The organism is Nocardioides oceani, from assembly GCF_030412965.1.
GTDB lineage: Bacteria > Actinomycetota > Actinomycetes > Propionibacteriales > Nocardioidaceae > Nocardioides > Nocardioides oceani.
The window spans coordinates 1-230 of sequence record NZ_JAUHJQ010000243.1; the positions used below are offsets into that span (position 1 = coordinate 1).

At 76.1% G+C, this 230-nt stretch carries 1 protein-coding gene; it reads right to left on the reverse strand.

The features are described 5' to 3' along the window. Positions 1-230: aminotransferase class V-fold PLP-dependent enzyme (locus QWY28_RS23915; RefSeq protein ID WP_300955390.1), on the reverse strand; the 230-nt coding region annotated here is incomplete at both ends.

The window sequence follows — 230 nt, forward strand, 5'->3', positions numbered from 1 at the left end:
ACCAGCGCGCCGGCGTCGTGCACCAGCGCGGTGAGCGCCGCGCCGTCCGCGACGTGACCGGAGCGGAACGCGACATGGCTGAGCAGCACGAACGCCGTGTCCGGTCCGAGCGCCGGCGCGCGGTCGTCCGCGGTGACGCCGCCGTCGGGGTCGGCCTCGACCCACCGCACGGTGAGGCCGCACTCGCCGGCGACGCCCTCGAGGAGGTAGCGGTCGGTCGGGAAGTTGTC